Source organism: Phreatobacter sp. (genome assembly GCF_051860605.1).
GTDB lineage: Bacteria > Pseudomonadota > Alphaproteobacteria > Rhizobiales > Phreatobacteraceae > Phreatobacter.
In genome coordinates, this window is sequence record NZ_JBHYDR010000009.1 from 73,743 (window position 1) to 98,394 (window position 24,652).

Below are 24,652 nucleotides of genomic sequence, written 5' to 3' on the forward strand. Positions count from 1 at the left end.
TCAGGGGATGGCGCGCAACTCGCTCTCGCGCCCGACCAGCCTCCCGAGGGCGCGAAGCCGGTTGGCCAGCCGCTCGCCGGCGAGGCCGGCAAGGTCGCCGGCAAGGGTCAGCACCAGACGCCGGTCCTCGACCTTCAGGGGCGCGCGCGGCAAGGCGCCGGGCATGGCGGCGGAGACGAGATAGGCCACCCGCATGGCGGCCCCGAGGATGCGCGCGCGGTCGAGCAGCCGAACCCCCACCAGTTCCCGGATGCGCGGTGACATGAACTCGTCGAGCAACCCCTCGTGCCGGTAGAAGCTCGCCAGCGCTAGATAGGCACGGCCGGGATGATCGACACCGACGAAATTGGCGTGGGCGATGATGTTGAGGCTCTGCTCGCCGCGATAGTCGGGATGGGCGCGCCAGCCGATATCGGCGAGCAGGCAGGCGGCATGGCGCAGGCGCCGCTCCTCCGGCGCCTCCTCCAGATGCGCGACCTCCATGAACCGGTCGGTCCAGGCGATCAGTTCCTCGCCATGGCGGGGGGAGCGCGAACGCAAAAGGCACAATTCGTGCGCGGCGGCGATCAGCGGATCGTGCTGGCGCTCCTCCTCGTCGAGCAGCGAATGCAGCAGTCCCTCGCGCACGCCCAGCACCGAGATCACCACCTGATCGACTTTCGAGGCGCGGACAACCGCCTCGAGCACCAGTGCGCCATAGGCGAGCAGCGGCCGCCGGCTCTCGGCCACCACATCGATACGGGAGATGGAATCGGTCGGCTGGCGGCTGACGAGGTAGCAGAAATCGGCGATTTCCTTGCCCGACAGCGAGTAGCCATGCATCACGTTGAGGGGATAGCCGCGCTGCGCCATGTGCAGCTTTGCCAGCGAGCGCCAGGTGCCGCCGACAGCGTAGAAGGTCAAGCCCTTGCCCTTCTTGAGCAGGTCCACCTTGGCGAGCGCCTTGGCGGCGATCCGCTCGGCCTTCTTGACGGATTGGCCGGACATGTCCTGCAGGGCGAGCCCCCCGAGCGGCAGGGTGACGCCGCCGCCGATCCGATCGTTCCGGACATCGACCAGTTCCAGCGACCCGCCGCCGAGGTCGCCGACAATGCCCTGCGGCTTCCAGAACCCGGCAATGACCCCAAGGGCTGCATAGTGAGCCTCCTCGCGGCCCGACAGCAGGCGCACCGGCACGGAACAGATCGTCTCGACCGCTGAGACAAAGTCCGGGCCATTGGCGGCATCGCGCACGGCAGCGGTGGCCAGCACATGCAGCTCGCCGACCCGAAGCTGGCGGCAGAGCGCCCGGAACCGGCGGATGGAGGCCAAAGCCTTCGCCACCCCCTCATCACCAAGCCGCCCGGAGCTCTGCACGTTGCGGCCAAGTCCGCAGAGCGCCTTCTCGTTGAAGATCGGCGTCGGGGACCGCGTCAGCGCCTCGTAGACGACGAGCCGCACGGAATTGGAGCCGATATCGATGACGCCGATGGTTGGCCCGAGCTGGAGCCGTCCAGGGGCGATCTCGAAGAAATCGGCCGGTTCAGCGCTCCCGCCGGGCGAGCCGACGGGGAGATGATTCCTTGAGCGACTTTCCACGTCCGGACAGGCTCGGATTGGTCATGAAATACATATGGGCGTTGAAGGCCTCTTCGCCCTCGGCCGGCTTGATACGCTCCGAGGTCCCGTCCGGCAAGAGACGCCAGCTCTGCTGGTTGTCCTTGAAGTTGGCGACCATGATCTGGTCGAGCGCCTGCTCATGGACGGTCGGATTGGCCAGCGGGCAGAGCGTTTCCACGCGGCGGTCGAGATTGCGCGGCATCAGGTCGGCTGACGAAATGTAGACATGGGCCTTCGGATGCGGCAGGCCGTGGCCCCCGCCGAACGCATAGATACGGCTGTGTTCGAGAAAACGGCCGACGATGGATTTCGCGCGGATATTGTCTGACAGGCCCGGCAGGCCGGGCCTCAGGCAGCAGATGCCTCGCACCACGAGGTCGACCGAGACGCCGGCCTGGCTTGCGTCGTAGAGCGCGTCGATCACCATCGGATCGACCAGCGAGTTCATCTTCATCCAGATCGCCGCCGGCTTGCCGGCCTTCGCGAAGGTGATCTCCTCCTCGATATGGGCGAGGAGCTTGGCCTTCAGCCCGACGGGGGAAACGGCCATCACCTCCAGTTCCTGCGGCTCGGCATAACCGGTGATGAAATTGAAGATGCGCGCCACGTCGCGGCCGATGGCCCTGTCATCGGTGAAATAGGACAGGTCCGTGTAGATGCGGGCCGTGATCGGGTGGTAATTGCCGGTTCCGACATGGCAATAGGTGACGAGGTTCTCGCCCTCGCGCCGGATGACCATCGAGAGTTTCGCATGGGTTTTCAGCTCGATGAAGCCGAAGACCACCTGGACGCCGGCCCGCTCCAGGTCGCGCGCCCAGCGGATATTGGCCTCCTCGTCGAAGCGCGCCTTCAGCTCGACCAGCGCCGTGACGGATTTTCCGGCCTCGGCGGCCTCGGCAAGCGCCTTGACGATCGGCGAATCCGACGAGGTGCGATAGAGCGTCTGCTTGATGGCAACCACATTGGGGTCGCGCGCCGCCTGGTTCAGGAACTGCACCACCACGTCGAAACTCTCGTAAGGGTGGTGGACGACGAGGTCCTTCTGCCGGATCGCCGCGAAACAATCTCCGCCCTGGTCGCGGATGCGCTCGGGATAGCGCGGCGCGTAGGGCACGAATTTCAAGTCCGGCCGTTCCAGCGCAACGAGTTGCGAAAGCTCGTTCAGCGCGAGCACGCCCTCCACGCGGAACATCTCGTCTTCCGAGACGTCGAGCGCGGAGGCGATGAACAGCCGCAGATCCTCCGGCATCGAGACCTCGACCTCGAGCCGGATTACCGAACCGCGGCGACGGCGCTTTAGCGCGGATTCGAAGTGGCGGACGAGATCCTCCGCCTCTTCCTCGATCTCGAGGTCACTGTCGCGGACGACGCGGAAGGCACCCTGCCCCTTGACCAGATAGCCGGGAAAGAGCCGGTTGATGTAGAGGCCGACCGTCTGCTCCAGCGTGACGAAGCGCCGGGCGCCAGTCTCGGCAATGTCGGGCAGCTTGATGAAGCGGTCGATCTTGGCAGGCACGCGGATCAGTGCGCGCATGGCCCGCCCGTCGGATGCCCGCTGCAGCGCCAGCGCCACCGTGAAGCCGAGATTGGGAATGAACGGGAAGGGATGGGCCGGGTCGATGGCCAGCGGCGTCAGCACCGGAAAGATGTGGCCGAGGAAATGATCTTCCAGCCAGGCCTTCTCCGCCTTGGTGAGTTCCGGCGCATCGACCAGCACGATGCCTTCCTGCAGCAGGTCGTCGCGCAGCTCGCGCCAGCGCTTCTGCTGGTCGGAGGCAAGCGTCGCCACGGCATCGGAGATCCGGGAAAGCTGCTCGGCCGGCGTCAGTCCGTCAGGCGAGATGTCCGAAAAGCCGGCCCGCACCTGACCGCGAAGGCCGGCGACGCGCACCATGAAGAACTCGTCGAGATTGTTGGCCGAGATCGACAGGAAACGCAGCTGCTCGAGCAGCGGGTGGTTCCGGTTGGACGCCTCCTCCATCACCCGCCGGTTGAACTGCAGCCAGGACAGCTCCCGGTTGATGAAGCGGGCCGGCTGGTGGCGCAGCTCCGATACGGCCGGCTCCGACAGCCGTGCCGCGACCGCCTCGGCTTCGGGGCGGGTGGCTTCCTTGCGGGTCTCGAGCGTCGCCATGATGTCCTCGCGGTGGCCCCGGTTCCCCGACCCATCCTCTGCGATCATGACGCTGCTGTGACGATCGTCAAACAGGACCCCCGGGGGCAGCCATGCAGAGCCGGCTCAGATCAGGCTCGGCTGCATAATGCGATCGAGAACCCGGGCGGCCAGCGGACGGGTCAGGCGCCGGCCCTGTTCGAGCGTCTCGCGGTCGAGACCCGCGACAAGCCGCCGCGCCGCATCCAGCGATCGCTCCATGCGCCGGGCCAGAAACTCGACGATTTCGGCATCGGCCAGCATCTGCCTGTCGGCAAAGAGCTTGACGAGCACCGCCCTCAGGAGCGCGTCTTCCGGCTCGTCGAGGACCACCACCGGGAGGGCCCTCAGCCGCGACGCCAGGTCCTTCAGACCGGCGCCCCAGGCCACGGGAGCCTCGCGCGTGGTCATCAGCACGAAGGCCTTGTCCTCGCGCGCGCTGTTCATGAGGTGGAACAGCGCCACCTCGGCGGTCTTCGGGCCGGCATCCTCCAGCAGCAATGCGCCGGTCGCCAGCGCATCGGCCGGCACCGTGCCGGCAAGGTCGCGCGCCGACAGGCGCCGGGCACCGGCGAGGTCCGCCCAGATGGCGCCGAGATGGCTCTTGCCCGACCCGGGCGGCCCCACGAGCGCAACCACCGGCGCGGGCCAGTTCGGCCAGGACTCGATCAGCCGCAGCGCCGCCATGTTGCAGGGCGCTTCCAGGAAGTCGTCGCGTGCATGACTTTCGGGCAGCGCCAGATCCAGCGCCATCTGGCGTGGTCCGGCGCCGAAGGCGCTGGGGAGCATGGTTCAGGCCTCGGGCGGCGTGGCCGGATGCTGGCGCGGCGCACCGGTATAGAGAGGACTGGCGAGATAATGTCGGATGGCAAAGCGCGCAAGCACGCCGATGGAGGCGGCGAGCGGGACGGCGAGCAGAAGCCCGGCGAATCCGAACAGCGCGCCAAACGAGAACAGCGCGAACATGATCCAGACGGGATGCAGGCCGACAGATTCACCGACCAGACCCGGATAGAGGACATAGGCCTCGATGAACATGCCGGCGGCAAAGATGCCGAGGATGACCATGACAAGCGTCCAGTCGGGCCAGAACTGGACGATGGCGACGCCCACCGCCAGAGTCAGCCCGGTAATGGCGCCGACATAGGGAATGAAGGCGAGAAAGCCGGTGGTGATGCCGATGAGCAGCCCGAAATTGAGCCCGGCGCCCGGCAGTGCCGCGCCGTAGTAGATCATCAGGATGACACAGACCGTGGCCTGCCCGCGGACGAAGCCCGCCATGGCCACGTTCATCTCGCGCATCAGGCCGAGAATGGTCTCCTTCTGGTGCAGCGGCAGCCAGGACTCGATCTTCAGCATCATCCGCGGCCAGTCCTTGAGCAGATAGAAGGCCACGACCGGCGTGATCACCAGGATGCCGAACAGGTAGAGGAAGGTCGTCCCGCCGGTCCACAGTCCCTGGATGACGCCGGCGATCCACCCGGTCGACTGGGCGACCAGGTCGGTCACGGGCCGCGACACGTCGGGCAGCCGATCACCGAAGATGCGCTGCAGCCATTCGCGGTTCTGCTCGGTGATCAGCGCCTGAAGCTGGATGACATAGCTTGGCAACCGGGCAACGAAGGCCGTGAGCTGGTTGGTCAGCACCGGCAGCATGACGATGGCGATTGCAACAAGCGCGACGACCGAGGTGCCGATCACCACCAGCGCCCCCACCGCCCGCGGCACGCGCACGCGCTCCAGCCGGCTGACCACGGGGTCGAGGAAATAGGCGAGCGCCAGACCGGCAATGAAGGGCAGCAGGATGCCGCGCAGCACATAGAGCAGCAGGGCGAGCACGATGACGCCGCCGATCCAGAAGCCGACCTGTCGCTGCAGGGTCACGACCCCATCTCCCGAACGCCTCGCACCACCTGCCCGCCCCCATCGGCCGGGCACAAGGCGGCTGCAAGGTCGCAACTTGTCCCCATACTGGCAAGGCCGAACCGCCAGATGACGCCGGGGCGGGGCTGCGACCTTGGTCCTATCTGCGCGACGCGAGGACCCGACGGCCCTCAGCCCGACATGTGCCGGGTCCAGGACACCAGATAGGCGGCGGCCGAGGCGAGCGTCAGGGCTGCGACTGACCACATTGCAATGAAGATGGCCCAGTCGAGGTCGATCTTGAGGCCCTTGGAGGCCAGAACCAGCGCGGCGAAGACGATCTGGGCCACGGTATTGGCCTTCGAGACCATCAGCGGCTGGATCGTCAGCGGCCGCTCGATCAGGGTCGAGAGGACGACGGCCCCGACGATCATGATGTCGCGTGACACGACGAGGATCGCCACCCAGGGCGGGATGAAGCCGAAGATCGCCAGCGAGACATAGATCGAGACGATCAGCGTCTTGTCGGCCAATGGGTCGAGATAGGCGCCAAGTTCCGTCTGCTGGTCGAAGCGCTTGGCGATGTAGCCATCCACAGCATCGGTGATGCCGGCAACGACGAAGGCCGCCAGGGCGATGGACATCTGGCCCTGCGCGATGGCCCACACGACAACCGGCACCAGCAGAATACGCGCGAGGGTGAGAAGATTGGGAATGTTCACGTTGGTGCAGTCGCCCGGCCCGAGAATCGGGACACTAGAGCGGCCCCGATAGCTTGCCAAGGCAGGGGCCGTAGCCGGTCAGCGCGGATCGCAGCGCCTGGCGAAGGCGGCAATGCGGCCGATGGACACCTCGTCCATCAGCAGCGGTGCATGGCCCTGCCCTGCAACGGTCAGAACATCGAGATCCGGACGCCGCTCCGTCATGGCCGAAACCGTGCCGGCCGAGAGGATGTCCGAGTTCTCGCCGCGGATGACCATGGTCGGGACCTCGGCCAGTCCGTCGAACTGCGGCCAGAGGGTCGGCATGCCGGCATCGAAGGTGAGGCCTTCCAGCGTCTTCGCCAGCGCCGGGTCGAAAGCGACCTCGAGGCGCCCGCCGCGCTCGTTCCAGATCGCAGCGGCATGGCGGCGCCAGTCGTCCTCCGACAGGGCCGGGAACCGTGAGCTGTTGATGCTCTTGAGCAGGGCCACCGCCTCGTCCCAGCTGGCAGGCTCGGGCAGCTTGCCGAGATAGCTCTTGATGCGGGCAAGGCCGGTGCCGTCGATGACCGGGCCGATATCGTTCAGGACCGCCCCGCCGATCAGCCCCGGCCGGGCGGCCGTCATCAGCATGGTGAGGATGCCGCCGCGCGAGGTGCCGACGAACACGGCCTTCTCGATGCCGAGCGCGGTCGTGGCCGCCAGCAGGTCCTGCAGTTCCACCGGCAGGGCGTAGTTCTGCCAGTTGGGGTCCCGGCCCGACAGGCCGCGGCCCCGATAGTCGGGGGCGAACACCTGCCGTTCGGCCGAAAGGGCGCGGGCCAGCATGTCGAAATCGGCGCTGTTCCGCGACAGACCGGCAAGGCACAGCAGCGGCAGGCGGCCGCGGACCGGCGTTCCATAGACCCGCACATTGAGGGTCAGGCCGTCGCCGGCCGTGACCGCGACGTTCTGGTAAGCGTCCTGACCGCCTGCGCTCATGGCCTCAGGCCGGCTTCTTGGGGTCGACGGCGACGCGGATGGAGAGCTCCCGGAGCTGCTTCGGCGTCGCCTCGTTCGGCGCGCCCATCAACAGGTCCTCGGCCCGCTGGTTCATCGGGAACAGCGAGATCTCGCGCAGGTTCTGCGTGCCGCAGATCAGCATGACGATCCGGTCGACGCCCGCAGCCATGCCGCCATGGGGCGGCGCGCCGTAGTGGAAGGCGCGATACATGCCGCCGAACCGCTCGATTACGGTTGCCTCGTCATAGCCGGCGAGTTCGAAGGCCTTGACCATGGCTTCGGGACGATGGTTGCGGATACCCCCCGATGCGATCTCGTAGCCGTTGCAGGTGATGTCGTACTGAAACGCCTTGATGGAGAGCGGCTCCTGCGTCTTCAGCGCCTCCAGACCGCCCTGCGGCATGGAGAAGGGGTTGTGCGAGAAATCGACCTTCTTCTCGTCCTCGTTCCACTCGTAGAAGGGGAAATCGACGATCCAGGCGAGCTCGAACCGGTCCTTGTCGATGAGGTTGAGTTCCTCGCCGACCTTGGTGCGGGCGAGCCCCGCGAATTTCACGAACTTTTCGGGATCGCCAGCAACGAAGAAGGCGGCATCGCCGGCCGCAAGGCCCAGTTGCTGGCGGATCGCCTCCGTGCGTTCCGGACCGATATTGTTGGCGAGCGGGCCTGCGCCTACGGTTCCGGGGTCGACGCGAACGCTATCGCCCGCACCGGCACCACGGGAGGCCTCAAGGACGTCTTTGACGATTTTTTCGCCGTCCGCAGCAGTCTCTGCAGACAATTCGCGCCACATAATGTAGCCGAGGCCGGGCTGGCCCTCGCCCTGCGCCCAGCCATTCATGCGGTCGCAGAAGGCGCGGGAGCCGCCGGCCGGCCCCGGAATGGCCCAGACCTGGTTCTTCGGGTCCTCCAGCATGCGGGCGAAGACCTTGAAGCCGCTCCCGCGGAAGTGCTCGGAAACGTCCTGCATCACAAGCGGATTGCGCAGGTCCGGCTTGTCCGAGCCATATTTGCGCATGGATTCGGCGTAGGGGATGCGCGGGAAGCTTTGCGTGACCGGCTTGCCCTCGGCGAAATCCTCGAACACGCCGCGGATCACAGGCTCCACTGCCGCGAACACGTCCTCCTGCTCGACGAAGCTCATTTCGAGGTCGAGCTGGTAGAACTCGCCCGGCAGCCGGTCGGCGCGCGGGTCCTCGTCGCGGAAACACGGCGCGATCTGGAAATAGCGGTCGAAGCCGCTCATCATGATGAGCTGCTTGTACTGCTGCGGGGCCTGCGGCAGGGCGTAGAACTTGCCGGGATGGATGCGGCTCGGAACGAGAAAGTCGCGCGCGCCCTCGGGCGAGGACGCCGTGAGGATCGGCGTCTGGAACTCGAAGAAGCCCTGCCCCTTCATGCGGCGGCGGATGGCGTCCACCACCTCGCCGCGCGTCATGATGTTCCTGTGCAGCTTCTCGCGGCGCAGGTCGAGGAAGCGGTATTTCAGCCGCGTCTCCTCCGGATATTCCTGGTCGCCAAAGACCTGCAGCGGCAGTTCGTCCGCCTTGCCGAGCACCTCGAGGTCGGTGATGAACACCTCGACATCACCGGTGTCGATCTTCGGGTTCTTCAACCCCTCGTCGCGGGCCTTCACCCGCCCGTCGATACGGATGACCCACTCGGCGCGGCAGGCCTCCAGCGCCTTGAAGGCGGGCGAGTCCGGATCGGCCAGGCACTGGGTGATGCCGTAATGGTCGCGCAGGTCGACGAACAGGATACCGCCATGGTCGCGGATGCGGTGGCACCAGCCGGAGAGCCGGACCGTCTCGCCGACATGGGCGGCGCGGAGTTCCCCGCAGGTATGGGTGCGGTAGCGGTGCATGATATCCTCGGATGAGGGCGCGGCAGGGGGCGCGCGCCCCGGAAGGCGAATGGCGAGAGCGTCCGTTTAGCTGAAGGTTGCGCCAGCTTCAAACGCTTGCGCATGATACGCGCGCGAAGGCGCCGGCGATGGGCGCCTCCGGCCGGTGGGCGGTGCGGCTAGCGCACGGCCCGGAACTCGATGCGCCGGTTGCGCGCCTTGTTGGCGGCGCTGTCGTTCGGCACCAGCGGCCGGGTCTGGCCGAGGCCTTCGGCGGTCAGGCGCGAGGCGGCGATCCCCTGCCGGATCAGCACGCTGACCACGGCCGCCGCGCGGCGTTCGGAGAGATCGCGATTCTGCGCGGCAACGCCATCGGAATCGGTGTGCCCCTCCACTACGAACGAGATCCGCTCGCAGTCCTTGAGAATGTCCGCGATGCGACGCAGCCTCTGCAGGCTGTCAGGCCGCATGGTTTCCCGCCCGAACTGGAAGACGATGCCACCCTCCGCCATCACCTCGGCGATACGCGGGGAACAGGTGTCGGCGGGCGGCGGCGGTGCAGCCGGAGGCGGCGGCGCAGGTGGCGGCGGCGCGGCAATCGCGTGACGCACCGTGAAGCCGAAAGGCGCCGAGGCGCCGATGGCGGCCCCGGCAGCGGCGGCCGCCACATCGGAGGAGGCGGAGCCGGATATGGCCAGAGCCTTGTCGGAGAGCTCCGCCCGCCCCTGATCGAGCAGTGCAAGATGGCCGAGGGCCGCAGCCACCGCCCCGGCGAAGCCCTCGGGCGCGCCGGATGCGACGACCTGTTCGTCCTGCACCACGGCCTGCCCGAACAGCACACCGGCCAGTGTCCGCACCGCCTCGCCCTCCGCCACGGAGGGCACATAGCCGCGCAGCACTACCGCCTCGCCGGCGCGAACAGCACTCCAGACATAGGGGGACACGCGAGGATGCGCGATCTCGGCCGATGCCAGCCGCAACCCGCCCGGCAATGGTCCCTGCCGAAGGGCATTGTTCAGCGCGACGAACCCGGTACGATCGGCCGGCTCCCCGCGCACGGCGAGGTCGAGGCCGGTCACGCGCAGTTCGCCCTGCCGTAGCCGCAGCGCCTGCAGGACGAGGAAGCGGCCGGCCGCATGCCAGTCCGCGCCATCGGGCGCCCCGCTGGCGATCTCGATCAGGTCGGTGACGACGAGACCTGCAAGCAGCGAACGCGCTTCCGCAACCAGCGCCTCGCGCGCGGCTTCGGACGGCATGTGCCCCTCGATCGTCACGCCCTCCCCGGACCGGAACAGTGCGAGCCGGTAGGGATCGGCGCGGGCGGGCCCGACCGGTGGTGCGACATCGGCAGCCGGAGCGGCCGCTTCAGGCGCGGGAATACCCGCTGCTGAGGGATCAGTCGCGATGGGAGCGGAGATTGATCGAGAGGACGGCTCAGCCTGTTGGCCGGCAGGTCCGGTCGGTGCCGTGCCGTCGCCTGTCGGTGCCGCTGAGGCATCCGGAGAGGCGGAGGAGGATGGCGGCGGAGGCGGGCTCCGGTCGGAGGCAGGGTCCGCTGCGGTGTCCGGTGAACCTGAATTGATCGATGTCGGTGCGCCTTGAGCAATCACAATATCACGCGACAATTCAACCGTTTGCGGAGACTTCCTCACAAACTGATTCAGGTTGGTGATACCCTGATCAGCCGTCCCGGCCGAGGCAGGGCCGGTCAGCAAGAGGCCCGCAATCAACAGCGTGGCCGACAATCCCAATCGCAGCAAGCGCATTCCATCATCCGCACGATACAGCCCGGGCGGATCGGTCATCCAGCCCCTCCGGCTTCCGACCGCATCGTCCTGTTTCACGCAGTTCGCGCGAATCCCGGGAAGCGAATCGATCCGGCCGAATGGACCACACTCGAGCGGCAGCGAAAAGCGGCCGACATCTACGGCTAACGTGGGACGGGCGTTCAACTGTCTGAACCTTCAGACAAAAAAGAACCCCGGCGGTTTCCCGCCGGGGTCTTTGCATTCGGATCCGGTCTGAGACCGGTTCCGGATCAGAAGTTGCGCGTCACGCGGAAGGTACCGACCCAGGCGCCTTCGTTGGAGCGGGCATTGCCGCCCTGGAAGGTGCAGTTGGCACCAGCCTGCGTGCGGCAGTGGATGTTGTGGTAAACAACTTCCAGGCCGAGGTCGAGGTTACGAACCGGCGACCAGATCGTGTTCACACCGACATTCCAGTAGCGAATGTCGTTGAGAGTCGACAGAGTCGGCTGGTCAATGTTGGAGTAACCACCGAAGATCGCCGACCGCAGGGCCGGGGTCCAGAAGTGGCGGAAGCCGGCCGCGATCGACCAGGCCTTCGTCGTCGTGATGACGCCGCCGATCACAGCCGCGTCACGGATCTGCGAGCCGAACGAGTTCACGCCAGCGAGGTTGCCCGCGCCGGAGATGGTCTGACGGTCGCCGCCCTGGTTGGCAGTGCCGAAAGCGTAGTCGAGAGCACCGTCAGAGTAGACAGCCTGCAACCAGAGCACGTCGCCGCGGGCGAGCATGTCGAGGTTGAGACGCAGACCGGCACCGACGGCCCAGCCCCACTTGCTGCCGGCGGAAGCCGTCGGAGCGTTCTGAGCACCGGCAAAGCCGAAGTCACGCAGCTGGTGAAGGGCACCCATCACCTGAACCGAACCCCAGCCCTGATCGACGCGCAGGTTGGCGACGACATCCGGGATCTGCTGGCCGGCATAGGTCATGCCACCGGCGCCCGAGAGAGGACGCTGAAGGCCCGTGGCGGTGAACACGTCGCCATTCGAATAGCGGCGGTACATGTTGTCTTCGAGCGAGACCGTGGCCGAGAAGCCCGATCCGAACGAAGCCGTGTAGGCCAGCACCGTGGTGCCGCGGGCAGTGGCGGCAAAGTTGCCGGTCATCTGCACGTCGCCCTGGTAGAAGTTGAAGAACGAAGCCGAGAAACCGAACGTGAAGCCAGCGAACTGGATGAACGCGCGGTCAAGGTTGAGCTGCGAGGCGCGCGGCGACTGGCCGGCACCCGAGTTGACCAGGCCCTGCGACGAGAAGGCGCCAGAGAAGGCGCCGCGATAGGCACGCATCTGGCCGAAAGCGCGGAGCAGACCGTACTCGGTATTCGCACGGGCATCGGCGTTCAACGCGAAGTTCACGTTGGTCGAGTAGGCCTGGTCGAAGTACGAGGTGCCGAGAACGCCGTTCTGGCCGGGGCCGGTCGCGTTGCCCGGCGAGGTGTTGATGACGTAGTTCACGCTGACGCTGCCGCCAATGCGAAGGCAGGTGTCGGTGCCCGGGATGAAGAAGAAGCCAGCGCCATACGTGTCGCAGATGCGAACGTACTCGGCCGGAGCCGCCTTACCCGGGAGATCCGCCGCCTGCGCGCCGGCGATGGCCATGAAGCCCGCCGCCGTGCCGAGAAGAAGGCTCTTAACCGTCTTCATTGTGTAGACCTCCAATGTTTCTCCTGAAGGGAGCTTGAGGGCTTTACGGTCTTGCCAGCGAGCCGGCCTGCCTTTGGAACCCTTATTCCCCGCGAGCCGCCTGTCCTGTCTCCGTGGGGTTGAGCCGTGCGAACCCAGGAAAGGCGGTGCGACTGGGGTGCCCCCCTTCGTCGCAAGGTGAACATGACCGATGGTTCCGGGCCGATCAACGGAAACAACGGGTTCTCACAGGGCCAAAGGGGGCTTTGCCAGGGAGTGTTGCAGGAAGGTCACGGCCCTCTTAACCAACCTCACGCGGCCGTGAAGAGATATAGATCGTTGATATTGCGCATGTTTTCAGAATTCTACAGTCGCGGCCGGTCTTAACGCCGCCTCGGCACCCGGTTTGCCCGGGTTCCCGTGGTTGTCGTGCCGACCGGTCGGCGCTGGCGAATCCCGACATCCCGGGAGACTCGGTGATTCCATACCCGCAGGTTGTCCACAGGCCGGTGCGAACCCATACTGCACATGCTCTGCCGCGCAGGCGGCGGAACCCACCCAATCGACGACGAGGTTCGCCCCTTCATGCCGCATGACACGCCTCTGATCGCCACGATCGTCGCGGGCCTCGGGCTGGCCTTCGTCTTCGGGGCGATCGCCAACCGCCTGAGGCTGCCGCCGCTGGTGGGCTATCTGCTGGCGGGCGTCATGGTGGGACCCCATACGCCGGGCTTCGTCGCCGACCAGAAGCTGGGCACCGAACTGGCGGAAATGGGCGTCATCCTGCTCATGTTCGGCGTCGGCCTGCATTTCTCGCTCAAGGACCTGCTGTCGGTCCGGGCCATCGCGATCCCCGGCGCGCTGGCGCAGATCGTCATGGCGACCGGCCTCGGCATGGGGCTGGCCTGGCTGCTTGGCTGGTCCTGGGGGGCAGGACTGGTGTTCGGCCTTGCCCTCTCGGTCGCCTCCACGGTCGTTCTCCTGCGCGCGTTGCAGGAGCGCCGTCTCGTGGAGACCGAACGCGGCCGCATCGCGGTCGGCTGGCTGATCGTCGAGGACATTGCCATGGTGCTCGCGCTGGTCATGTTGCCGGCCGTCGCCGGCCTTCTCGGCGGCACGGCCCAGACCAGCACCGCCTCGGATCCCATCGTCCAATGGCTCGACCTCGGCGTTGCCGGCATCCTGGCGATGACGATGATCAAGGTGATCGGCTTCGTCGCGGTCATGCTGCTGTTCGGCCGCAAGCTGATCCCCTGGGTGCTGCACTACGTCGCCCATACCGGGTCGCGCGAACTGTTCCGTCTTGCCGTGCTGTCGATCGCGCTGGGCGTGGCCTTCGGCGCGGCCAAGCTGTTCGGCGTCTCGTTCGCGCTCGGCGCCTTCTTCGCCGGCATGATCATGAGCGAGTCGGAGCTCAGCCACCGGGCGGCGGAGGAATCGCTGCCGCTGCGCGACGCCTTCTCGGTGCTGTTCTTCGTGTCGGTCGGCATGCTGTTCAATCCGGCCAGCATCATCGTCGACGCCTGGCCGCTGATCGCGACGCTGTTCATCATCGTCATCGGCAAATCCGTTGCCGCGTTCCTGATCGTGGTCGCCTTCCGACACCCGGCCGCGACCGCGCTGACGATCGCGGCAAGCCTTGCCCAGATCGGCGAGTTCTCCTTCATCCTGGCCGAGCTCGGCGTGGCGCTCCAGCTTCTGCCCGAGCGGGGACGCGACCTGATCCTGGCCGGCGCTATCCTGTCGATCATGCTCAACCCGCTGGTTTTTGCGGGCGTCGGCTGGCTCAAGCGCCGCATGGACCAGAAGGCCGGCGAGCAGACAGCCGCGGCCGGCCCCTCTCCCCAGCCGGTCGCCGCGGTGCCGGACGAGGACGAGCCGCCGGAGCGCACCCTGCTCACCGACCATACGGTGCTGGTCGGCTACGGCCGCGTCGGCAGCCTGGTGGGCGATGCTCTGCGCGACCGGGCGGTGCCGTTTCTGGTCATCGAGGATGCCGATCGCCCGCAGTCGCGCCTGCGCGAGGAGCATGTCGAGATGATCGCCGGCAATGCGGCGAGCGACACGATCCTCGACTGCGCCAATATCGCGGCGGCGAACCGGCTGATCGTCGCCATTCCCAATGCCTTCGAGGCCGGGCGGATCATCGAGCTGGCCAAGGCGGTCAATCCGGCCCTCATCATCATCGCCCGCGCGCATTCCGACGCCGAGGTGAGCCACCTGTCCGGGCTCGGAGCCGGCATCGTCATCATGGGCGAGCGCGAGATCGCTCGCGGCATCATCGAGGAGGTGGCCCGCACGGCCGGCATCGGAACCGCCCCGCCTGCAGGCCCCGACCGGTCTGAAGCCGCGCCCGGATCGCCGCCCGAACCGGCCGAAGCTGCGGCGCCAGCGCCCGTGCGCGACGGCTCGCATATCTGACCCACCCCGCACGATGGGACGGCACAGGTGATTTTTGCCCGCGCCCGGGGCTATCGTGCCCGCCCGGGCCGGGTGCCCTCCCCCCATGCCAGACGGTTGTTGACGCCATGCCCATCCTCGACGCCATCAAGACCCTGCACTCCGAGATGACTGCCTGGCGGCAGGATTTCCACGCCCATCCGGAGATCGGCTTCGAGGAGAAGCGCACGGCCGGGATCGTCGCCGAGGCGCTGCAATCCTGGGGCTACGAGGTCCACCGGGAGATCGGCCGCACCGGCGTCGTCGGCCGCCTCAAGGTTGGAACGTCGGACCGGACCATCGGGCTGCGCTGCGACATGGACGCCCTGCCGATGCAGGAGACGACCCAGCTCGCCTATCGGTCGACGGTCGAGAACCGCATGCATGCCTGCGGCCATGACGGCCACACGGCGAGCCTGCTGGGGGCGGCCAAATACCTCGCCGAGACGAAGCGGTTCGACGGCACCGTGAACCTCATCTTCCAGCCGGCAGAGGAAGGGGTCGGCGGTGCCTCCGCCATGATCGCCGACGGCCTGTTCGAGCGGTTCCCCTGCCAGTCCGTGTTCGGCTACCACAACACCCCGAAGCTGGCGGTCGGCAAGTTCGCGATCCGGCCCGGCGCCATGATGGCGGGCGGCGCCTTCTTCGACATCCGCATCGAGGGCCGCGGCTCGCACGGCGCAGCGCCCGAGAACGGCATCGATCCGGTTCTGGTCGCCTGCCATATCGCGACGGCCATCCAGTCCATCGTCGCGCGCAACGTGCCGCCGGTGGACGGCGCGGTCATCTCCATCACCCGGATCGAGGGCGGCGACGCCTACAACGTCATTCCGAACCAGGCGTTCCTGCGCGGCACCGCCCGCTGGTTCAAGCCGGAGGTGCTGGAGATCATCCGCGGCAACATGAAGCGGCTCGCCACCAGCATCTCGGCCGGCTTCGGTGCGACTGCCGAGATGGATTTCCGGGTCATCTTCGCGCCGCTGGTCAATGCCGATGCCGAGACGGACTTCATCGCATCGGTCGCGGAGGAAATCGCCGGCCCCGACAACGTCAACCGCAACCGCGACCTGATCATGGCGTCGGAGGACTTCTCTTTCATGCTGGAGAAGGTGCCGGGCGCCTATATCAACATCGGCAACGGCGATTCGGCGCCGGTCCACAATCCGGCCTACAATTACGACGACGCGCTCCTGCCCTTCGCGGCCACGCTCTATGCGCGGCTGGTGGAGAAAAAGCTCTCGGCTGGCTGAGGGCCGTCATTCAAGCAATCGGGAATTTCAAAGGGCTCCGATATCAAAGCTATCTCAGGCTCATCGACAATTTGGAGCGGGGCGCGCGATGCTCTCGGTCTGTCGATTGACGCGAGATTGCACTGATTGGACGTAGGATCGCACTTCGGTGACGTTAACGTTCGAAACTACAACATTAGTCGTTGAAACGGGCACTGAAACGATCGCTGCCATACGCTCTGCCAACCAGTTGCGGTCCATGTTGCTCATCGTCCAGCTCCTCTTGACATTTTATGACTCGTTGGAATCACATTACCATCAGGTAAACGCGCAGTCACGCCTATAGTTTCGGCAAAAAGAATAACGAGAGAAAAAATTCTGTGACACAAACAAAAATAAGTCGACCAGAACTCTTTTTTGGGCTTGTGGGGCCAATTGGTGTAAATCTTGAGGAGGTTGCATCAAAACTTGAAATGCAACTATCCTATTATCAATATGATGTAGATGTAATTCACATCACAGATATACTTAAATCAATTGATGGAATGCACGCACGGCAGCACGACTCATTAAGTCAAAGATACGCCGATCTAATTGACGGCGCCAATGCGTATCGCGAGAAATTTCAAGACCCCGCGCTTATGGCAAAACTCGCCATGATACGAATTGATGAACGACGGGGCGCAAACCAGAAAATCGCAGGTCCAGTGCCTCAAAGCGGAGCGCGAGGCACTGCTTATGTGATCCGTCAACTCAAGCGGCCCGAAGAAATTCAACTTCTACGGCAGATCTATGGGAAGCAGGTTTTCCAGATATCAGCTTATGCAGATCCAGCCCCTCGCCGATCGCGGCTTGCACAGAAAATGCGTGATTTCGACAAGGCTAAGACGCGGCAGAGCGACTTTGAGCGCGATGCACTATCGCTTATCAACCGCGACGAGAATGAAGGCTCGCTAGACTACGGTCAGAGGCTTCGCGACGTATTCCCACTCGCAGATGTTTTTATTGATGCCACTTCTGCCGAATCGATCCGGCAAACTATGGATCGCTTCCTAAAGATTATATTTGGCTACAATTTTCACTCTCCATCTCGCGACGAATATGGAATGTACATTGCAAAATCCGCCTCACTTCGATCAGTGGACCTTTCAAGGCAAGTTGGCGCCGCTATCTTTAATCGCCGAGGCGAGGTGAAGGTTCTGGGGTGCAATGAGGTGCCGAGTCCGAAAGGAGGTACATTCTGGGAAAATGATGATGGCGACAATAGAGAATTCATCGGCGGTGAAGATACAAACGAAAAATTCAAACTACGCTTGTTGAGCGATGTTCTGTCGCAATTGGCGGAAATTGGTTATGTTGATAAAAAATTGGCAAATCTGGCGCCGAGAGATTTTCTGAAAAAGGTCAAATCCGATCACGGTATTAAATTAGATAAATCTCTATTGATGATGGAAATAATAGAATATGGGCGCATATTGCATGCAGAAATGAATGCAATTACCGATGCCGCTAGATGTGGAATTCCACTTGAGAACACGACCCTCTATTGTACAACATTTCCTTGCCATCTCTGCGCCAAACATATTCTTTCATCAGGAATACGGAAGGTTGTATACATCGAGCCATACCCTAAAATCTACGCCACGGAATTGTATTCCAAGGAAATTTCCCTTTCTAGATCATCTGAATATATTGACGGCAAGATAGTATTCGAGCCACTTGTGGGAATCGCTCCATTTAGATACAGAGATTTCTTTGAAAAATCAAAACGGAAAGATGAAAATGGCAAAGCATCCGAGTGGCAAGATGGGTCACCATTGCCTTTGATTGAAATTTACAATACAGATTATATCAAAATTGAGCACGGATACCTTCTAGCTCTTGTCGATGAATTTAAAAATAGACAAATGACTTTACCTGCATGGTTAAACACCATCAGTTCCAATGGAGAGAATACCGGTTAGGCCGATGTGTCGTTTTTTACTTGACGCTGCCGCCCATTCCCTCTCCTCCCTCCGCCGTGCGATGGTCCGCCGCCCTCACTAGGACCGACCGCCATGCATGACACGACCACCCTTCCCGACTGGCTCGACGCCGCGCTCGCCTATGTACCACGCTGGATCGACTTTCAGGTCCAGCACGCCGACCAGCCGGGCTGCTCCATCGCCATCGCCCACAGGGGCGAGGTCGTGCTGGAGGAGGCCTTCGGCGTCGCGAATCTCGTGACCGGCGAGCCTCTCTCCCCCCGCCACCGCTTTCGCGCCGCCTCCCATTCCAAGACCTTCACGGCCGTCGGCATTCTGAAACTGAAGGAGCGCGGTCTCCTGCGTCTGGACGATGCGGCCGGCAGCTTCGTTCAGGGCCTGCACCCCGAGGCGGCCTCGGTAACCCTTGGCCAGTTGCTGTCGCACAGTGCCGGCCTGACGCGCGATGGCCGTGACAGCGGCCAGTTCGCCAGCCGGCGCAGTTTCCTGTCCGCCGAAGAGGTGCGCGCGGAACTCGCCGAGCCGCCGCCGATCCCATCGGGGTCCCGGTTCAAATATTCGAACCACGGCTATGCCCTGCTCGGAATGGTCATCGAGGCCGTCACCGGCGAGACCTACCACGACTGGATCACGCGCGAGGTGGTCGCGGCTGCCGGCCTCACCGAAACGGTCTCCGATACCGCCTGGCTGACGGAGGGCACGCTCGCATCGGGTCATTCCACCCGCCTGCCACTCGGTCGTCGCCTTGTCTTTCCCGGCGACAATCCGACCAACGGCGTGGCCGCGGCAGCCGGCTTCACGACGACGGCGGCCGATCTGGCCCGCTTCTTCGCGCAGCTCTCGCCGGCCGCCGAAACCGTCCTGCTCTCGCCGGCCAGCCGTCGCGACCTGTCGCGCCGCCACTGGCGCGACCAGGAGACCCCGGTCGAGCGCTATTACGGGCTCGGCACGATCAGCGGCACGGTGGCCGGCTGGGACTATTTCGGTCATTCCGGCAGCTTTCAGGGCACGCTGTCGCGCACGGCCGTGCTGCCCGGGCAGGACCTTACCGTGTCCGTGCTGGTCAACGCCATCGACGGGCCGGCCCATACCTGGGTAGATGGCATCGTCCACATCCTGAAGACGCACGCGGCGGGCGGTGCCCCCTCCAGCCAGGCGGCCGAATGGGCCGGGCGGCGCTGGATGCTGTGGAACGCGGTCGATTTCGTGCCCGTGGGCGACAAGGTCCTCGCCATGAACCCGGCGGTGCTGCCGCCCTTCTTCGAGACCTTCGAGATCGCGCTCGACGGCCCGGACAGCGGGGTGATCGCGCGCGCACCCGGCTTTGCCAGCCCCGGCGAGCCGGCACGGCTCGTCCGCGATGCGGGCGGCGACATCACCGCCGTCACGCTGGGCGGCACGACCTTCATCGACGAGGCCAGCTTCGCCGAGGAGTTGATCGCGACCTACGAGGCGTAACCGGCCGCTATTTGCGTGGCAGCAGCCCGAGGCGCCTTGCCGCCAGATTGTCCAGCCAGCGATCGGGCAAGATCAGCGGCAGGTACCAGTTCATCAGCATCGCGCGGGTCAGCGCATAGCGGGCCTTCGGCTTGTCGGCGGTAAGCGCCAGATGGACGGTGTCAGCCACGGCCGAGGCCGGAAGCGCGTCGGCTGCCCGTTCCAGCACCGCCTTCTCGAAACGCTCGATGATCGGGCCGTAGAAGGTCGGCTGGTAGCGCACGCGGTCGATCGCCCGACCCGATTTCTCCCAGATGGGCGTATCGACCGGCCCCGGCCCGACGATCACCACATCCACGCCGAACGGCATCAGTTCCCGCCTCAGGGCGTGGCTGACCGCTTCCAGCGCGTGTTTGGAAGCCGCATAGCCGCCGACAAAGGGCCAGACCAGCCGGCCTGACACCGATGACATCATGACGATGCGTCCCGGCTTGCCGGCGAAACCCTCCTGTGCGCCGAGCAGCGGCCCGAAGGCCTGCACGGTCGCGATCTGGCCGAGCACGTTGACCTTCCACTGGCGATCGAGTTCGTCCAGCGGCTGATGCAGCAGCGGCCCGGGCAGCGAGACGCCGGCATTGCAGACGAGTCCGGTGAGCGGCTCGCCGTCGAGGCCGGTCGAGACAGTCGCCGCCGCACGCGACAGGCTGTCGGCATCCGTCACATCCGCGATCAGCGCCGTGAACCCCGGCCCGAGCGCGCTGCCCAGCCGGTCCGCATCCTCCGGACTGCGGACCGTGCCGAAAACCCGCCAGCCCCGGGCGACAAGATCCGAGGCAATCGCCTCGCCGATGCCGGACGAGACGCCGGTAATCACGCAGGAGCGCATGCCTATTCCGCCGCCTGCGAGGACCCGCCGCCATAGCGCTTGTCGATATAGGCGATGACCATGGCCTTGAAATCTGCGGCAAGGGTCGGTCCGCGCAGGGTCGCCACCTTCTGGCCATCCACGAAGACCGGGGCCGTCGGGCTTTCGCCGGTGCCCGGCAGCGAGATGCCGATATCGGCATGTTTGGATTCGCCCGGTCCGTTCACGATGCAGCCCATGACGGCGACATTCAGCGCCTCGACGCCCGGATAGCGCGTCTTCCACTCGGGCATGGAGGTGTGGATGAAGCCCTGGATGTCCTGGGCCAGTTCCTGGAACAGGGTCGAGGTGGTGCGACCGCATCCCGGACAGGCCGCCACCAGCGGCACGAAGGTGCGGATGCCCATGGTCTGCAGGATCTCCTGCGCGACCTTCACCTCCACCGTGCGATCGCCGCCAGGCTCGGGGGTGAGCGACACGCGGATCGTGTCTCCGATGCCCTCCTGCAGCAGGATGCCGAGCGCCGCCGAGGAGGCGACGATGCCCTTGGAGCCCATGCCGGCCTCCGTGAGCCCCAGATGCAGGGCGTAGTCGGAGCGCGCCGCCAGCATGCGGTAGACGGAGACGAGGTCCTGCACGGCCGAGACCTTGGCGGAAAGGATGATCCGGTCCTTCGGCAGTCCGATCTCGACGGCCCGATCGCCGGACAGCACGCAGGACTGCACCATGGCCTCGTGCATCACCGCCCGGGCATCGAGCGGCTCCGGCTGCCGGGCATTCTCGTCCATCAGATGGGTCAGCAGGTCCTGGTCCAGCGAGCCCCAGTTGGCACCGATCCGGACGGTCTTGCCATGCGCGATCGCCTTCTCGACGATCATCGCGAACTGACGGTCCTTCTTGTCCTTGAAGCCGACATTTCCGGGATTGATCCGGTATTTGTCGAGGGCCTCCGCGCAGGCAGGATGGTCGGCGAGCAGCTTGTGGCCGATATAGTGGAAGTCGCCGACCAGCGGCACGCCGACGCCCATTCTCATCAGCCGGTCGCGGATATGCGGCACCGCGGCCGCGCTCTCGTCGCGGTCCACTGTGATCCGGACCAGTTCGGAACCGGCCCGCGCCAGCGCCGCCACCTGGCGGACGGTCGCTTCGATGTCGGCTGTGTCCGTATTGGTCATCGACTGGACGACGACGGGGGCGCCGGCGCCGACCCGGACGGCCGCAGCACCCTGCCCGACCACGACGCCGACGGTCCGATGCCGTGCCTTCACGCCGAAACCCTGCGACATGCAACCGATCTCCGCTGTCGACCCGCACATAACGCCTTGCGCCGACCGGCGCCAGCGTCGTCCGCGCGGGCGCCTGCCAGATGCATGCCGGGACGCTCATTTAACTGAAAATTGACCATGATCTGGTGTCCTGCGCTCCACAATAATGTGGGGGAATGCCTGTGGCTGCCATGAAACTGCGCGGAAAATTGCTGATCGGTTTCGCCGCCCTCATCGCCATTTCGGCCGCCAGCGCCGCGCTCTCGTTCTGGAAGGCGCGCTATATTGCCGACAGCGTGCGGACCGTCGCCGACATTCGCGCCCCCGCCGCGCTCCTTGGTGCCCGGCTGGTGACGGCCGTCAACCAGGCCCGCCTTGTGGTCAGCGACCAGATCATCGACCCCCGCGAGCAGAACGCCGCGCTCTGGGAGCAGACCTGGGAGGAGATCGCGCGAGATCGCGATGCCATGGACCGCTACGCGGCCAGCTTCGTTCGCGAGGAGGACCGCGCACGCTGGACGGAGGCTCGGCCGGTCTTCGACGAGATGAAGGCGAGCCAGAGGCGCGTCCTGAACCTGATCGGCACATCCGAGCAGTTTCCGGCCCTCACCGCTTATGAGCAGGACATCGTGCCTCGGCTGGGTGCCCTGGAGGAGACGCTGGCAACCCTCGTCGCCCGGGAGATCGACAAGGGCGCGAACGCCTCCGAAATGGTCATGTCGTTCCTGGTCGCGCTGCAGGCCCGTACGCTCTCGGCGGTGCGCGATCTCGGCAGCTACGTCCATCTCGGACGGGATGCCGAGAAAAAGCAGTTCGAGGAATCGTGGAAACGGGCGCAGGAACGGCTCGGCGACATCACCGTCTTCAGCGGCACGCTGACCACGGAGCAGAACCAGGCCCTCGAGAAGGTCCGCGCGGCCATGGCCGCCATCCAGTTCGGTGCGACAGATATCCTCGCCCTGCGCGGTGAAGCCGGTTGGAATGCCCCCATGGCGCTGATGCGCTCGGAAGTGTTGCCGCTGACCGGCCGGATTTTGACGGCTCTGGAAGGAACCGCCGATGCGAACGGCAGCCGCTCGGGTGGATTGATCGACACCCAGATCGCCATGCTCAATGCCGGCACGCACTCTGCCGGCGGGCAGGCCTCGCAGCTGTCCACCATGCTGATCGTCGCCGCCCTCGTCTCGCTTGCGGCGGGTCTCGTCATCGCCCTGCTGCTGGGCCGGATGATCGTGGGGCCCATCGCCGGCATGACGTCCGCCATGCAGTCGCTGTCCGAGGGCCGCCTGGACACCGAGATTCCGGGCCGCGAGCGGACCGACGAGGTCGGCGGCATGGCCGCCGCCATGGGCGTGTTCCGCGACCGTCTGGCCGAGGCCGAGGAGGCGCGCGCAGCCCAGGACGCCGCCCGCGCGGCCGAGGCAGAGCGCCTCGCCCGCCGCAATGCCGTGGCGGAAGATTTCGTTGCCAAGATGAGCGAGCTTGCGGCCAGCTTCACGGTCGCCTCGTCGCGCGTCGAGGACGCAGCTCGGGAATTGTCCACCACCGCCGAGGAAACCACCCGCCAGGCAGGCGATGTCGCCGGCGCGGCGGAAAACGCCTCGATCAACGTGCAGACGGTCGCCGCCTCCACCGAGGAACTGGCCGCCTCCGTCCGCGAGATCACCGGACAGGTGGTCCGTTCGGCCGAAAGCGCGGACGAGGCTGTTCAGGGCGCCCGCAAGACCGAAGAGCAGATCCGGGCACTGGCCGGCGCCGCGGACCGGATCGGCGACGTCGTCAACCTGATCAAGGCGATTGCCGATCAGACCAACCTTCTGGCGCTCAACGCGACAATCGAAGCCGCGCGCGCGGGCGAGGCCGGCCGGGGCTTTGCCATCGTCGCCTCGGAAGTGAAGAACCTTGCCGCGCAGACCGGCAAGGCGACCGAGGACATTGCCGCCAAGGTCTCGGAAATCCAGGAAGCCACCGCCGCAACAGTCGATTCGATCGCCTCGATCGCGGCCACCATCGACGAGATCAGGACCATCACCTCAGCGGTCACGAGCGCCGTCGAGGAACAGGGCGCGGCGACCGGCGAGATAGCCGGCAACTGCCAGCGCGCCGCCGAATCGGCGACAGGCGTCACCGGCACGATTGCCGATGTCGGGCAGGCGGCGCAGGCGACCGGCCGCTCCGCCGGCGAACTCATGGCCCTGGCGACCGACTTGTCGTCCCATGCCGGAACGCTGCAGGCGGAAGTGGAGAGCTTCGTCGGAGCGCTGAAGGCAGCCTGATCAGCCCGTACCCGCCTCGTCGCAATGGCTGCAACGGCCGAACATCTCCACCACGCGGGAGGCCGGCGCGAAGCCGGCCTTCTTAGCAATGGTGTCGAGGTCGCGCTCGACGGTCGCTCCCGGCGCCTCCGAGACGCAGCCGCAGGCATCGCAGATCATGAACACCACGAGGTCGGAGCGCTCGTGCCGGTGCGCGCAGGCGACAAATGCGTTGCGGCTCTCGATCCGGTGGATCAGGCCCGCATCGAGAAGGAAGTCCAGCACCCGATAGACGCTGATCGGCGCCGGACGCCGGCCGCTGTCGCGGTGCATCCGCTCGATCAGTTCATAGGCGCCGAGCGGCGCGGGTGACCCGGCCAGGTGCTGGAGCACCTCGCGCCGGATCGGCGTCAGCTTGAGCCGCTTCTCGGCGCAGCGCGCCTCCGCGACCTTCAGCGCGTCCACCGGAGGATCCCCGTGCTCGCAGGCGTGGTCATGGCTATGGCGCGCGCGCTGCATGGTCCGGCCCTTCGCTCCCTGTTCCGTCCTGATAGCATGTCACAGGCCGCTGCCGAAGCCGCCCGCCGGTC

17 protein-coding genes are annotated in these 24,652 nt (G+C 65.5%); 5 read left to right on the forward strand and 12 right to left on the reverse strand.

Annotated elements, in window-relative coordinates; all coding sequences use genetic code 11:
* The 9 genes from ppx to ACTIFS_RS15985 form a co-directional block, all read right to left on the reverse strand.
* Positions 1–1,503, reverse strand: coding sequence for an exopolyphosphatase (gene ppx, locus ACTIFS_RS15945; RefSeq protein ID WP_439575234.1), 1,503 nt, complete (start codon positions 1,501–1,503; stop codon positions 1–3).
* A 19-nt stretch (positions 1,504–1,522) separates the two neighbouring features.
* Entirely contained in the window at positions 1,523–3,733 is a 2,211-nt protein-coding gene (locus tag ACTIFS_RS15950) for an RNA degradosome polyphosphate kinase (protein WP_439575109.1), read from the reverse strand.
* A 105-nt stretch (positions 3,734–3,838) separates the two neighbouring features.
* Positions 3,839–4,540 carry a chromosomal replication initiator DnaA gene (locus ACTIFS_RS15955; protein ID WP_439575110.1) on the reverse strand — a complete coding sequence of 234 codons (702 nt, stop codon included), beginning with the start codon at positions 4,538–4,540 and terminating at the stop codon, positions 3,839–3,841.
* Between the two features lie 3 nt (positions 4,541–4,543).
* Positions 4,544–5,635 carry an AI-2E family transporter gene (locus ACTIFS_RS15960; RefSeq protein ID WP_439575111.1) on the reverse strand — a complete coding sequence of 364 codons (1,092 nt, stop codon included), beginning with the start codon at positions 5,633–5,635 and terminating at the stop codon, positions 4,544–4,546.
* Between the two features lie 170 nt (positions 5,636–5,805).
* Positions 5,806–6,336, reverse strand: a complete 531-nt coding sequence (locus ACTIFS_RS15965) for a CDP-alcohol phosphatidyltransferase family protein (protein ID WP_439575235.1) — start codon at positions 6,334–6,336, stop codon at positions 5,806–5,808.
* Between the two features lie 78 nt (positions 6,337–6,414).
* Positions 6,415–7,296, reverse strand: coding sequence for an alpha/beta fold hydrolase (locus tag ACTIFS_RS15970; protein ID WP_439575112.1), 882 nt, complete (start codon positions 7,294–7,296; stop codon positions 6,415–6,417).
* Positions 7,297–7,300: 4 nt separating this feature from the next.
* On the reverse strand, positions 7,301–9,181 hold the full coding sequence (aspS, locus tag ACTIFS_RS15975; RefSeq protein ID WP_439575113.1) for an aspartate--tRNA ligase: 1,881 nt from the start codon (positions 9,179–9,181) through the stop codon (positions 7,301–7,303).
* Positions 9,182–9,339: 158 nt separating this feature from the next.
* A complete protein-coding gene (locus ACTIFS_RS15980) occupies positions 9,340–11,112 on the reverse strand; it encodes an OmpA family protein (protein ID WP_439575114.1) in 1,773 nt (590 codons plus the stop codon).
* Between the two features lie 86 nt (positions 11,113–11,198).
* The gene (locus ACTIFS_RS15985) at positions 11,199–12,623 is read right to left on the reverse strand and encodes a porin (RefSeq protein WP_439575115.1); all 1,425 of its coding nucleotides are present in this window, start codon (positions 12,621–12,623) and stop codon (positions 11,199–11,201) included.
* 549 nt (positions 12,624–13,172) lie between these two features.
* Between ACTIFS_RS15985 and ybaL the strand changes: the two genes are divergently transcribed.
* The 4 genes from ybaL (at position 13,173) to ACTIFS_RS16005 (ending at position 19,698) form a co-directional block, all read left to right on the forward strand.
* Entirely contained in the window at positions 13,173–15,008 is a 1,836-nt protein-coding gene (gene ybaL / locus ACTIFS_RS15990; protein ID WP_439575116.1) for a YbaL family putative K(+) efflux transporter, read from the forward strand.
* A gap of 107 nt (positions 15,009–15,115) precedes the next feature.
* Positions 15,116–16,276, forward strand: a complete 1,161-nt coding sequence (locus tag ACTIFS_RS15995) for a M20 aminoacylase family protein (RefSeq protein WP_439575117.1) — start codon at positions 15,116–15,118, stop codon at positions 16,274–16,276.
* Between the two features lie 359 nt (positions 16,277–16,635).
* On the forward strand, positions 16,636–18,219 hold the full coding sequence (locus ACTIFS_RS16000) for an anti-phage dCTP deaminase (protein ID WP_439575118.1): 1,584 nt from the start codon (positions 16,636–16,638) through the stop codon (positions 18,217–18,219).
* Between the two features lie 93 nt (positions 18,220–18,312).
* Positions 18,313–19,698, forward strand: coding sequence for a serine hydrolase domain-containing protein (locus ACTIFS_RS16005; protein ID WP_439575119.1), 1,386 nt, complete (start codon positions 18,313–18,315; stop codon positions 19,696–19,698).
* Between the two features lie 7 nt (positions 19,699–19,705).
* On the opposite strand, the gene ACTIFS_RS16010 is transcribed toward ACTIFS_RS16005, so the two are convergent.
* Both ACTIFS_RS16010 and ispG read right to left on the reverse strand, forming a co-directional pair.
* On the reverse strand, positions 19,706–20,563 hold the full coding sequence (locus ACTIFS_RS16010; protein WP_439575120.1) for an SDR family NAD(P)-dependent oxidoreductase: 858 nt from the start codon (positions 20,561–20,563) through the stop codon (positions 19,706–19,708).
* Between the two features lie 2 nt (positions 20,564–20,565).
* A complete protein-coding gene (gene ispG / locus ACTIFS_RS16015) occupies positions 20,566–21,828 on the reverse strand; it encodes a flavodoxin-dependent (E)-4-hydroxy-3-methylbut-2-enyl-diphosphate synthase (protein ID WP_439575121.1) in 1,263 nt (420 codons plus the stop codon).
* 170 nt (positions 21,829–21,998) lie between these two features.
* Here ispG and ACTIFS_RS16020 point away from each other — a divergent pair, with 170 nt between their 5' ends.
* On the forward strand, positions 21,999–24,083 hold the full coding sequence (locus tag ACTIFS_RS16020) for a methyl-accepting chemotaxis protein (RefSeq protein ID WP_439575122.1): 2,085 nt from the start codon (positions 21,999–22,001) through the stop codon (positions 24,081–24,083).
* Here ACTIFS_RS16020 and ACTIFS_RS16025 read toward each other — a convergent pair whose 3' ends face one another.
* Positions 24,084–24,581 (reverse strand): transcriptional repressor, encoded by a 498-nt coding sequence (locus tag ACTIFS_RS16025; RefSeq protein ID WP_439575123.1) that lies wholly within the window; start codon positions 24,579–24,581, stop codon positions 24,084–24,086. It lies immediately after the preceding gene.
* Positions 24,582–24,652 lie beyond the last annotated feature (71 nt).